The following is a 12,029-nucleotide window of genomic DNA, read 5'->3' as shown; positions in this document are numbered from 1 at the left end:
CGGCCACCGGCTCACTGCTCGATTTCCGGCGGCTCGCGGTGCAGCGGCTCACGTCCCGGCGGCTGGGTCGGGCGCGGGCCCGGTGTGATCGGTGGGATGTCCAGCCGTAGCGGCTCACTCGGCTCGACCGTCACCTCTTGTCCAAAGTGGACGATGTTCATCGGCATGCCGTCGGCCACCTCGTAGCACGCCTGCTCGTGGTTGATCGAGACCCGCAACGTCTGGCGCCGCCAGCAGACCCGGAACGACAGCCCGCGCAGCCCCGTCGGCAGGCGTGGCGCGAACGACAACCTGCCGTTGTGGTCGCGCATCCCGCCCAGCCCGGCGACCAACGCGATCCACGCGCCGGCCAGCGACGCGACATGGATGCCATCGCGGGTGTTGTGCTCCAGGTCGGCCAGGTCCATCATCGCGGCCTCGCCGAGGTAGTCGTACGCGAGGTCGAGTTGGCCGATCTCGGCCGCGATGACCGACTGGACGCACGCGGACAGCGAGGAGTCCCGTACCGTGACCGCCTCGTAGTACGCGAAGTCGCGGGCCTTCTCCTCTGGCGTGAACGCGTCGCCGCGCGAGAACAGCGCCAGCACCAGGTCCGCCTGCTTGACCACCTGCGTGCGGTACAGGTCGCCGTACGAGTAGTACAGCATCAGCGGGTAGTGCTCCGGAGGCGTGTGCTCGAAGTCCCACCTGGCGTGATCGGTGAACCGCTCCGCCTGCGGGTGCACGCCGCGCCGCTCGTCGTACGGGATCACCATCTGGTCCGCCGCACGACGCCAGTCCAGCACCTCCTCGCCGCTGACCTCCAGATTCCGGGCCAGATCCGGGTGCCGGGCCACCGCGTCGACCGCACCGCGCAGGTTTCGCTGTGCCATGAGGTTGGTGTAGACGTTGTTGTCCGCGATCGCGCTGTACTCGTCGGGCCCGGTCACCCCGTCGATGTGGAACCGGTCGTCGTCGCCGAACGCACCGAGGGACATCCACAGCCGGGCCGTGTTGACCAGGAGGTCCACCCCGATCTCGCGGTCCAGGTCGGCGTCGCCGGTCACGTCGATCTGGCGGATGACCGCGTCGGCGATGTCGGCGTTGATGTGGTACGCGGCCGTCCCGGCCGGCCAGTATGCCGAGCACTCCTCGCCGGTGATGGTGCGCCAGGCGAATGCCGCACCGTTGAGATGCAGTTGCCGGGCGCGCTGCTGAGCGATCGGCAGGGTGGCATGGCGCCAGCGAAGCGCGTCCGCCGACGCCTCCGGGTTGGTGTAGGCGAGTACCGGCAGGACGAACGTCTCGGTGTCCCAGAATGCGTGGCCGTCGTACCCGGGGCCGGTCAGTCCCTTGGCCGCGATCGGCCGCCGCTCCGCCCGCGCACTGGCCTGCAGCACGTGGAACAACCCGAACCGGACCGCCTGCTGCACCTCCGGGTCGCCGTCCACCTCCACGTCGGCGCGGGCCCAGAACTCGTCGAGGTACTGCCGCTGCGCCGCGCACAGGCCCGCCCACCCGGTGGCCTTCGCGGCGATCAGCGCCGCCTCGACCTGCGCCCGGATCGCCGGCTGCGAGCGTTCGCTGGACCAGCCGTAGGCGAGGAACTTGATGATGCGCAGGGACTCGCCCGCGGCCAGCTGGCAGGTGACGGTGGTGCGGGCCGAGTCCTGGTAGCTGCGGGTGCCGACCAGCTCGCTCTCGCTCCCGTCGATGACGTGGTCCATGCCGGCGCCGATCCGCAGCCCGCTGCGCTTGACCCGGTGGATGAGCAGCGCCTGGGCCTCCTCCGCCGCGTTCTCCTCGCCGATCAGCGGCGCCTCCAGGACCGCCGCCGCGCGGGGATCGTCGGAAACCTGCGGCCCGGGTTCGTTCGCGACCAGCTCGGACTGGAGTACCACCTGGGCCGGCCCGTCCACCGGCCGCACCTCGTAGGAGATCGCGGCGATCGACCGGTACGCGAAGGAGACCAGCCGGGTGGAGCGGACCTCCACGGTACGGCCGGCCGGTGACGTCCACTGGGTCGTCCGGTGCAGTACCCCGTCGCGCAGGTCCAGCACGCGCTCGTGCCGGTGCAGCTGCCCGTACCGCAGGTCGAACGGCTCATCGTCGACGAGCAGGCGGATCAGCTTGCCGTTGGTCACGTTGATGACGCTCTGCGCGGAGGCCGGGTACCCGTACCCGGCCTCCGCGTACGGCAGCGGTCGCAGCTCGTAGACGGAGTTCAGGTACGTGCCGGGCAGCGCGTGCGGCTCACCCTCGTCCAGGTTGCCGCGCAGTCCGATGTGCCCGTTGGCGAGCGCGAAAAGGGATTCGCACTGGGCCATCATGCCGAGATCCAGCTCGGTCTCCCGGATCGACCACGGCTCGACGGAGTAGGCGTGATGCTTGATCACGACTCGTCCAGCAGGTCGGCGAGGTCCCGGACCACCGCATCCGCGCCGTGGCCCTTGAGGTCCGCCGCGTGCGAGTGCTCGCCCTGGTCACCGATGCGGTCCACGCCCACCACGTACCCGAACCGGCCGGCTCGCCCGGCCGACACCCCGGCGATCGCGTCCTCGAACACCGCGGCCTGGGTCGGGATGACGTTCAGCAGGCCGGCCGCTGCCCGGTAGGTATCCGGTGCCGGCTTCCCGGTCAGCCGCTCCCGGGCCGCCACGATCCCGTCGATCCGGGCGTCCAGCAGGTCGTCGAGCCCGGCCGCGCGCACGATCTGAGCGCAGTGCCGGCTGGCCGAGACCACGGCGGTGCGCAGCCCGGCCGCCCGTACCGCTCGCAGGTACCGCACCGATCCCGGGTACGGCTGGATCCCGCCCCGCTCGACCATGCGCCGGAAGATCTCGTCCTTGCGCTCGCTGAGCCCCTCGACCGTGTCGACGTCGGCCGGATCCCCGACTGCGCCCTCCGGCAACGTGATGCCCCGGGAGGCGAGGAACGATCGGGTACCGTCGGCGCGCGCCCGGCCATCGACGTACTCGTTGTACTCATTCTGGTCGAACGGCCGGAAGCCCGGCCCCTCCCGCGTCCGCAGGAAGGCGTCGAACATCTCTTTCCAGGCCGCCGCGTGCACCGCGGCGGTCGGGGTCAGCACCCCGTCGAGGTCGAACAGCGCAGCGCGGATCCGATCGGGCAGGCCATTCACGATGCCAACGCTAGCCGACGTATGGCGGCCCCGCTCAGGGACGCGACCGGTGGCCGCTGTGGTGATGCTCTACTTCCGGCACGCCGCCGGTGTGCTATCGCAGCTATTCGAACAGACCGTGGCGCTGCCGGTCGAGCCGCTTCCGCTGGCGGCGGCGCAGCTGGATCACGACGATGTCGACGACCGTCACCGCCGCGAGCGCCACCGCGACCGCGCCGAGGACCACGTGACCCAGTGCGAACAGAGCGGCCGCGAGAGCGACGAGGAAGACCAGCCCGAAGCTGGCGAGGGCGAGCCGCAGGTTCAGCGCGCTGTACGGGTGCCCAGCGGTACCCTGCGCGCCCCTGGGCTGTGGACCGATAGGCATGCCCCGGTGGTACCCAGTCCGCGGCGGTTGTACCCGACCCGTGACCCGGGAAGACGATGAAACCTCACATACGTGATAAACAGCGCCGGTACGTTTGTCCCACCCGATCGGGTACGGACCGCACTGGGCCACAGTGGCCACAAGCTGTCATCGTGGTGGGGTGGATGCGACGACGTCTTCGGACGCACGGGTTCTGGAAGATGCGGCGGCGACGGCCGCCGCGTTGCGGCTGCGCGATCCGCAGCACCGGGTCAGCCGCCGCGCGATCGGGTACTGGTCGCTGCGGGCCGGGCTCGGCTGGCTGATACCGCTGGCGGTCGAGATCGTCTGGCTGGTGGCCGACCTGGACAACCTCGTCACCCACGTGATCTGGCTCGCCGTGACGGTGGTCGTCGCGGCGCTGCATGTCGGGATCATGCCGCAGTGGCGGTACCGGGTCCACCGCTGGGAGACCACACCGCAGGCGGTCTACACGCAGTCCGGCTGGCTCAACCAGAGCCGGCGCATCGCGCCGGTCTCCCGGATTCAGACGGTGGACACCGAGCGGGGCCCGTTCGAGCAGTTGCTCGGCCTGAGCAACATCACGGTGACCACGGCGTCCGCCGCCGGCCCGCTCAAGATCGAAGGGCTGGATCACGAGACGGCTCAGCGGCTGGTGGACGAGTTGACGACCACCACCCAGGCGAATCCGGGTGACGCGACGTGACCGCCCCGACGGGCGGTGGCGCGGAGGCGACGACCGCGCCCGGCCTCGATCCGACGGGCCTCGATCCGACCGGCCCGACCGAGGCCGACCCGACCGAGCCCAACCCGACCGGCCCGACCGGCATCGGCCCGGGCCATGACGCCGGGCACGCCGCCACCGCGGGCACCGGACCGGTCGCCGCGGCGCGCCCCGGGCCCGAGTGGCGACGACTCAGCCCGCGCATGCTGGCCGTGCACCCGGTGCAGGAGACCCTGCGGGCCCTGCCCGCCCTGCTCGCCGTGCTGGTCGCCGGCAGGAGCAGTGGGCACTCCGCGCCGTGGGCGCTGGCCGGTGTCGCGGTGACCGTCGGACTGGGCATCCTGCGCTGGGCCACCACGAGCTACCAGGTCTCCGCCGACCAGGTTCAGGTGCGGCGTGGCTTCCTCCGCCGCCGGGTGGTGTCGATCCCGCGCGACCGGGTCCGTACCGTCGATCTGACCGCCCACCCGCTGCACCGGCTGCTCAGGCTGTCCCGGATCACCATCGGCACCGGGCAGTCCGACCGCAAGGAGGGGCTGCGGCTGGACGGGCTGACGAGCGACGAGGCCGTCCGGCTGCGCACCGAACTGCTGCACCGCACGGCTCAGCCCACTGCCCGGCCCTCTGCCGGGTCGTCGGCTCCCTCGCGCGTTGGTTCGCCCGCCGTCCCGCCGGTGCCCGCCCAGCAGACCGCGGCATCCGGCACTCCGGACTCATCCGCTCCGGGCTCATTCTCTCTGGGCTCACCTGCTCCGGCGCTCTCCGGGGTTCCCGTCCCGGCGTCCACGCCGTGGGAGCCCGGCGAGACCGTACTGGCGTCGTTGCGGCCCGGTTGGGTGCGGTACGGCCCGTTCACCCTCTCCGGTCTGGTCACGATCGGTATCGTCTTCGGATTCCTGTACCGGATCGTCAGCGAGGCGCATCTCGACCCGGGGCGGTTGGGGCCGCTGCGCGCGATCGGTCACCAGCTTCAGCGGGTACCGCTCGGGGTCGCCGTCACCGAGGTCGTGCTCGCCGCGATCGTGCTGGTCGCGGTCGCCTCCACCCTCGGGTACGTGATCGCCTTCTGGTCCTTCCGGCTCAGCCGCCAGGACAGCGGAACGCTGCACGTGGCCCGGGGCCTGCTCACCACGCGGGCCACCACGCTGGAGGAGCGCCGGCTGCGGGGCGTCGAGCTGAGCGAACCGTTGCTGCTCCGCGCCGTACGCGGTGGCCGGTGCATCGCGATCGCCACCGGCCTGCGCGTGGGCCGGGGCGCCGAGCGGGGCGGTTCGCTGCTGCTGCCGCCTGCGCCGGTACGGGAGGCGCGACGCGTGGCGACCGCGGTGCTGGGCGACGCCGAGCCAATGACCGTCACGCTGCGCGCTCACGGACCCCGCGCGCGGCGCCGCCGCTACATCCGGGCTTTGACGCTCGCCGCGATCGTGCCGGCCGGGCTGGCGCTGCTCTGGGGGTTGGCCGACTGGCCGGGGTGGGCGCCGCTGGTGGGGCTGCTGACGCTGCCGGCCGGTGCGCTGCTGGCGGCCGACCGGTACCGCAGCCTGGGCCACGCGCTCACCGCCGGGCACCTGGTGGTGCGGCAGGGCTCGGTGGTACGCCGGCGGTGTGCGCTGGCTCGCGACGGCATCATCGGTTGGCACCTGCACCAGTCGGTCTTCCAGCGCCGGGCCGGTCTCGTGACGGTCATCGCGACCACGGCCGCCGGTCGGCAGCGATACACGTTGCCGGACGTCGACGTCAACGCCTCGGCATCGCTGGTCGACAGCGCGACGCCGGAGTTGCTGACGCCGTTTCTGGTGCGCTGAGTTGGCTGGGCTGAGTTCTTTGGGCTGGGTTCGCTGGGCTGAGTTCTTTGGGCAGGGCCGGTTCTAGAAGGAGACCGGCTCGCCGATCTGGAGGCGGTTGTAGGTGGTGCCGCCCCGGAGGTTCGCCCAATTGTCGAACGCGCTCTGACCGATCTCGCTGAGCAGCGCGTCGTGGATCGGGAACGCCCGTTGCGGCTTGACGTCCCGGACGAAGTCCAGCGCCTCGGCGAGCTTGAGCCACGGTGCGGACGCCGGAAGGAGCAGGGTCTCGACGGCGGCGTCCGGCCGGAACAGCGAGTCGCCCGGGTGGTAGACGTTGCCCTCGACGATGTACCCGACGTTGGCGATGCCGGGTAGCCCCTCGTAGATCTCCGCGTGGTCCCCGCCGACCACCCGTACCTCGAAGCCCCCGGCGGTGAACGTGTCGCCCACATTCACGGTGATCACGGAGTCGCCGAGCCCGGCGAGTTGCTGCGCGACCGAAGGCGGCACATGCACCCTGAGGTCCGGGTTCTCCGACTTCGCGTCGGCGAGCTTCTCGCTGTCGACGTGGTCGTAGTGTTCATGAGTGATCAGCACGTCGGTGACCCCGGCGAGCGACTCCACCTCGCTCCACAGGCCGGGGTCGATGACCAGTTTCCGGTCGCCGTCCTCCAGGCGCACACAGGCGTGGGTGTACTTGATCATTTGCATGGGATAACCATAACCCGCTACGGCGTGTCGTGAGCTGTGAAGAACCATGGTCGTCGGCGCTGCCGGCACCCGGTCGCCCGGTCGGCGCCTGGCGCGGCGTAGGTTGTCCATCGTGAACATCTATGACGTCAAGATCGGCTCGCTGCAGGGCGGACAGGCCGACCTCGCGCAGTATCGCGATCGTGCGCTGCTCATCGTCAATGTCGCGTCTCAGTGCGGACTGACCCCGCAGTACGCCGGGCTTCAGAAGCTCGCGACCGAGTACGAGGGGCGTGGCCTGGTGGTGCTCGGCGTGCCGTGCAACCAGTTCGGCGGCCAGGAGCCGGGTACGGCCGACGAGATCGCCGAGTTCTGCGACGCCAACTACGGCGTGACGTTCCCGATGACGGAAAAGGTCGAGGTCAACGGGCCGGACCGGCACCCGCTGTACCAGTTGCTCACCGAGACGTCCGACGGCGAGGGCGAGGCCGGCGACGTGCAGTGGAACTTCGAGAAGTTCCTGGTGGGTACCGACGGCCAGGTGATGGCTCGGCTGCGCCCGCGGGTAACGCCGGAGTCGCCCGAGTTGATCGCGGCCGTGGAGAGCGCCCTCCCCCACTGACACTGGCACTACCCGCTGAGCCGGCAGCACCCGATCGGCCGGCACCGCAAACCAGCACGACTGCCCGGTCGGTTCCCCGGCCGGGCAGTCGTGTCTCGGGCGGCGTCTCAGGTGACGTTTCAGGCGGCGTCTTGAGCCGCGTTTCGAGCGGCGTCTCAGACAGCGTTCTAGACGGGCGTCCCGGCCTGCGGATCTGCTGATTCCGATTGATTGCGTTAATCGACGCTTGTTTATGCTTCCCGAGTTTGGCAGCATCCGGTGATATCGGCGACCGCCGATGCTGTCTCACTCCCCGGGAGGCATTCGTGAGACTCACAAGGTCCACCTACCGGCACACCGCGCTGGCTACCGGCGCGGTCTCCCTGCTCGCGGGCGCGTTGATGCTGGTGCCCGGCACCGCTCAAGCCGCCACCGCGGCCACCCCCCAATCGGCCGCCGCGCTCGCCACCGAGCTGGGTTCCCGCTCCGCGGGCAGTTACCTCGACCAGGCCACCGGCAAGATGGTCGTGAACATCAGCGACCCCGCCCTGGCCCAGACGGTACGGTCGGCGGGCGCGCAGCCGCGACTCGTCACGCACAGCGCCGCCCAACTGGCTCAGGCCACCTCGAGGCTCAACGGCTCGCCGGAGATCGCCGGTACCGCGTGGGCGACCGACCCCGTCACCAACCAGGTCATCGTCTCCGTCGACAGCACCGTCACGGGCGCCAAACTGGCCCAGGTCAACGCACTTGTCGCGAGCCTCGGAGACACGGCACGGTTGGAGCACGTCTCGGGCGCGTTCCGCACCGAAATCGCCGGCGGTGACGCGATCTACGGCGGACAGTACCGCTGCTCGCTGGGCTTCAGCGTGCGCAGTGGCAGCACCTACTACTTCCTGACCGCCGGGCACTGCGGCAACATCGCGTCGACCTGGTACAGCAACTCCGGCCACACCACCGTGATCGGTACGACGGCCGGCAGCAGCTTCCCCGGCAACGACTACGCGATCGTCCGGTGGACCGGCAGCGGCACCCCGGCCGGCAGCGTCGACCTGTACAGCGGCAGCCAGGACATCACCTCGGCAGCCAACGCGTACGTCGGTGAGGCCGTCCGGCGCAGTGGCAGCACCACCCACGTACACAGCGGCACGGTTTCACAGATCAACGCCACGGTCACCTACGCCGAGGGCCGGGTCAGCGGTCTGATTCGCACCAACGTTTGCGCCGAGGGCGGGGACAGCGGCGGCTCGCTGTTCGCCGGCTCGGTCGCGGTCGGCCTGACCTCGGGCGGCAGTGGCAACTGCACCTCCGGCGGGACGACGTACTTCCAGCCGGTCACCGAGGCACTGAGCGCGTACGGCGTGAGCGTGTTCTAGTACCGCGCTTCGGTACCGCGCTTCGGTACCGAACCGAACACCAGGCGGACGCGACCGGGTAACCCGGATCAGCGTCCCAGGACCCCGGGGCCCACCTCCAGGCTCCGGGGTCCGGCCTGCGTGCTGGCTAGGTGCCGGCTAGGTGTGCCGTGACGGGCTCGGCGTGCCAACCTTCGCCTGTTGGGTGAGCTGCACACCCTGGACCCGCAGATGTTCCACCGAGTTGAACCCCTCCGGCCGCAGCCGCCCGTTCTCGTAGCACCAGGAACTCAGCGAGGCGTTCGACAGGGTCGTCGAGCGGACGAGTTCCAGCATCTGTTCCTCGCTCAGCCGTTCGATGATGTACCGGAACAAGAAGATGACCGACTCGTGGGACACCAGCAGTACCCGCTGACCGGGGCACTCTTCGCGCAGCCCGTCCAGTACGACGCGCAGCCGCATCGCCATGTCGGTCCACGATTCGCCGCCGCCCGGCGGGCGGTAGTGGAACTTGCCCAGCCGGTGCTTGCGCTCGGCCTCCTCGGGCAGCCTGACCGCCAGGCCCCGGCTGGTCAGCAGGTCGAGGGCGCCCTGCTCGCGATCGCGCAGCCCGTGGTCCACCCGCAACCGCGGCGCCCGGTCCGCCGCGTTTGCCAGCGGTCCGGCGTTCGGACGCGATTCGGCGTTCGGAAGCGATTCGGCGTTCGGAAGCGATTCGGCGTTCGAGAGCGATTCGGCCGCGGCGGCGACGGCCAGTTCGGCGGTCTCCCGTGCCCGCCGGTACGGCGAGGTGACCACCAGGTGCGGGCGTTCTCCGGCGGGTAGGGCGGCTATCCAGCGGCCGATCGCGGCGGCCTGCTCCCGGCCGGTCCCGGTCAGCGGCACGTCGGCACCGCCGGCCGGCAGGTCGACGGTCTCGGCGCCGTCCGCTTCGGCCCGCTGGGCGGCCACGTTTCCGGCGCTTTGGCCGTGGCGGGCCACCCCCAGCCACGCCAGCTCGTTCACCCCGATCCGCTACCCAGGCTCGGCGGACCGCTAACCGCCGCCGGTCAGCCGCGCTTCGGCTCGACTCAGGCCGGCCGCCCGGCCGCGACCGAATCCGGGTCGGGCCGGCGCGCGCGACCTCTCCGGCGTCGGCGCACTGCGCCGGAACGGCCCGGATGGCCGGTACCCGTCGTCCCATTCCCTTGGTCCGAGTCGGCCAGCGGCGTCCCCCGGCAGCGTTTTTCGGGCGGCCGCCGAGCCTTTTGGACAGCCATCGAGCCTTTCGGGCGGCCGCCGAATCCTCCTCTACCAGACCCGACCGGTGCCCGTGAACAGGTTAGTTGATCTCTTGGTCGGCTATCCAGCCATAGGCGGAAAGGGGAGGTGTTCGGAGAACCATGACCGAGTTCGGATATACCCTGCTGGGCGAGCAGCGCGGGCCACGACGGTTGGTCGAGGACGCGGTCCGTGCCGAGGCTGCGGGGTTCGACTTCGCGGTCAGCTCGGACCACTACTACCCCTGGGTGGAGGAGCAGGGACACTCCCCCTACGCCTGGGCGGTGCTCGGTGCGGTCGCGCACGCGACCGAGCACATGCGACTGATGTCGTTCGTCACGTGCCCCACCCGCCGGTACCACCCGGCTATCGTCGCGCAGAAGGCGGCCACCATCGCGCTGCTGTCCGAGAACCGTTTCACGCTGGGGCTCGGCGCGGGTGAGAACCTGAACGAGCATGTCGTCGGCGGTTGGCCGCACGCGACCGCACGACACCGGATGTTCGCCGAGGCGCTGCAAATCATCCAGCCCCTGCTGGTCGGCCAGACCGTGCATCACGACGGCGAGTACTTCGAGGTGCCCGAGGCGCGGCTGTGGGACCGGCCGGTCGAGGGCGTACCGATCGGCGTGGCGGTGTCCGGGCCGGACTCGTGCGAGCTGGCCGCCGCGTACGGGGACGCGATGATTGCCGCCGAACCGAGGGCGGACCTGGTGCAGGAGTTCGAGGCGCGGGGCGGTGTCCGCCGGCCCCGGTACGGGCAGGTGACGATCTGCTACGGACAGGACGAGAGTCGCTGCCGGCGCACCGCGCACCAGCAGTTCGCGTACCTCGGGCTGGGCTGGCCGGTCATGTCGGAGCTGCCGAGTCCGGTCTCGATGGCGAAGGCCAGCAGCGCGGTGACCGAGGACCAGGTGGCGCTGACGATCCCGTGTGGCCCGGACCTAGACCAGCACGTGGCGGCTGTGCGGAAGTACATCGACTCGGGCTTCACGCACGTCGCGCTGACTCAGGTGGGCGGCGAGAGCCAGGGGGCGTTCCTCGACTTCGCGGAGAAGGAGTTGCTGCCGGCGCTGCGTTCCTGACCGATGCCGTGGTCCAGCGGCGCCGTGCGTCAGGGTTTCCGATGAAGCCGCCACCGGCGGTCCGGTTTGGCAGCGGCCGGACCGCCGGTCGGCATTGCCTCATGCCGTGTCGCTTCATGCCGCGCCGCTTCAGGCTCTGTCGCTTTGGGCCCTGTCGCTTCGGGCCCTGTCGCTTCAGGCCGTGCAGTGAACGGCGTTGAGCGAAGCCACGCCAGCGAAGCCACGCCGCGGCGGAGCGGTTACTTCACCTGGAACGTCGGCCGCAGGATGCCCCGGGCCAAGGTGTGGAACGCCAGGTTGAAGCCGACGTACGCCGGGCTCACCGAGTCGTTGAGGCCGAGGTCGGCGACGTCGAGCGCGTGCACCGTGAACACGTAACGGTGCACCACGTCGCCGGCCGGCGGGGCCGCGCCGCCGTACTCCTGCGTGCCGTAGTCGTTGCGTACGTGGAAGGCGCCCGGCGGCAGCATGCCGGCCGCACCGGCACCGGACGGCAGCTCGACCGTACCGGCCGACAGGCCGACGAGGATCCAGTGCCAGAATCCGCTTCCGGTCGGGGCGTCCGGGTCGTAACAGGTCACCACGAAGCCCTGGGTCTCAGCCGGAAAGCCGGACCAGGCGAGCTGCGGGCTCACGTTTTCGCCGCCGACGCTCTGGTGGGCGAACCGCGGATCCATCGGCTGCCCATCGGCTATGTCGTTACTGCTCAAGGTGAAGGTCGGTTTGGGCGGGAGGATGTCGTACGGGTCTGGTGCGGTGCCACGCTCCAGGGACATGAGCGATCCTTTCTGGCTGGGTACTCCGTCATTCTTACTCCACCACGCGGCCGGGCGTCCGCCGGTTCGACCCGGCCCGGTCGGCGGTCAGGTGGAGCGAGCGTCTGACGATGTCCCGTCCGCAATGTCTGAAGCACCCACGAACCGCCGGAAGATTTCCGGGCGCGTCGCGGTCTTGACGTAATTGTGCCCACGACATTCATTGACACCATTGCGTATCTGTTCGCAGGGTAATGACAGCGATGCATGTAGTACTCGCTGTCGAC

General features: G+C 70.4%; 11 protein-coding genes. 5 read left to right on the top strand and 6 right to left on the bottom strand.

What is annotated here, in order from left to right; all coding sequences use genetic code 11:
* Window positions 1-11: 11 nt before the first annotated feature.
* From Raf01_RS23210 to Raf01_RS23200, 3 genes are all read right to left on the bottom strand, one after another.
* Window positions 12-2,375 (bottom strand): glycoside hydrolase family 65 protein, encoded by a 2,364-nt coding sequence (locus Raf01_RS23210; RefSeq protein WP_203920064.1) that lies wholly within the window; start codon window positions 2,373-2,375, stop codon window positions 12-14.
* Window positions 2,372-3,121 carry an HAD family hydrolase gene (locus tag Raf01_RS23205; protein WP_203920063.1) on the bottom strand — a complete coding sequence of 250 codons (750 nt, stop codon included), beginning with the start codon at window positions 3,119-3,121 and terminating at the stop codon, window positions 2,372-2,374. Before Raf01_RS23205 ends, Raf01_RS23210 begins: the two co-directional genes overlap by 4 nt.
* Before the next feature lie 103 nt (window positions 3,122-3,224).
* Window positions 3,225-3,488: a DUF6343 family protein gene (locus tag Raf01_RS23200; protein WP_203920062.1), complete on the bottom strand. Its 264-nt coding sequence runs from the start codon at window positions 3,486-3,488 to the stop codon at window positions 3,225-3,227.
* Between the two features lie 160 nt (window positions 3,489-3,648).
* Between Raf01_RS23200 and Raf01_RS23195 the strand changes: the two genes are divergently transcribed.
* Entirely contained in the window at window positions 3,649-4,194 is a 546-nt protein-coding gene (locus tag Raf01_RS23195; protein WP_239133840.1) for a PH domain-containing protein, read from the top strand.
* Window positions 4,191-6,017: a PH domain-containing protein gene (locus tag Raf01_RS23190; protein ID WP_203920061.1), complete on the top strand. Its 1,827-nt coding sequence runs from the start codon at window positions 4,191-4,193 to the stop codon at window positions 6,015-6,017. The genes Raf01_RS23195 and Raf01_RS23190 overlap by 4 nt, the downstream gene beginning before the upstream one ends.
* 63 nt (window positions 6,018-6,080) lie before the next feature.
* Here the strand turns inward: Raf01_RS23190 and Raf01_RS23185 are convergent, their stop codons facing one another.
* The gene (locus Raf01_RS23185; RefSeq protein ID WP_239133839.1) at window positions 6,081-6,710 is read right to left on the bottom strand and encodes an MBL fold metallo-hydrolase; all 630 of its coding nucleotides are present in this window, start codon (window positions 6,708-6,710) and stop codon (window positions 6,081-6,083) included.
* A gap of 112 nt (window positions 6,711-6,822) precedes the next feature.
* Between Raf01_RS23185 and Raf01_RS23180 the strand changes: the two genes are divergently transcribed.
* Both Raf01_RS23180 and Raf01_RS23175 read left to right on the top strand, forming a co-directional pair.
* A complete protein-coding gene (locus tag Raf01_RS23180) occupies window positions 6,823-7,311 on the top strand; it encodes a glutathione peroxidase (RefSeq protein ID WP_203920060.1) in 489 nt (162 codons plus the stop codon).
* A gap of 305 nt (window positions 7,312-7,616) precedes the next feature.
* Window positions 7,617-8,666, top strand: a complete 1,050-nt coding sequence (locus Raf01_RS23175; RefSeq protein ID WP_239133838.1) for a S1 family peptidase — start codon at window positions 7,617-7,619, stop codon at window positions 8,664-8,666.
* A 138-nt stretch (window positions 8,667-8,804) separates the two neighbouring features.
* Here the strand turns inward: Raf01_RS23175 and Raf01_RS23170 are convergent, their stop codons facing one another.
* Complete coding sequence (locus Raf01_RS23170) at window positions 8,805-9,650, bottom strand: histidine phosphatase family protein (RefSeq protein WP_203920059.1); 846 nt, start codon at window positions 9,648-9,650, stop codon at window positions 8,805-8,807.
* Between the two features lie 377 nt (window positions 9,651-10,027).
* On the opposite strand from Raf01_RS23170, the gene Raf01_RS23165 reads away from it, so the two are divergent.
* A complete protein-coding gene (locus Raf01_RS23165; protein WP_203920058.1) occupies window positions 10,028-10,987 on the top strand; it encodes a TIGR03557 family F420-dependent LLM class oxidoreductase in 960 nt (319 codons plus the stop codon).
* 239 nt (window positions 10,988-11,226) lie between these two features.
* On the opposite strand, the gene Raf01_RS23160 is transcribed toward Raf01_RS23165, so the two are convergent.
* A complete protein-coding gene (locus Raf01_RS23160) occupies window positions 11,227-11,763 on the bottom strand; it encodes a YbhB/YbcL family Raf kinase inhibitor-like protein (RefSeq protein WP_203920057.1) in 537 nt (178 codons plus the stop codon).
* Window positions 11,764-12,029 lie beyond the last annotated feature (266 nt).

Source organism: Rugosimonospora africana, from assembly GCF_016862975.1.
GTDB lineage: Bacteria > Actinomycetota > Actinomycetes > Mycobacteriales > Micromonosporaceae > Rugosimonospora > Rugosimonospora africana.
This window is presented reverse-complemented; position numbering and strand designations above follow the sequence as displayed.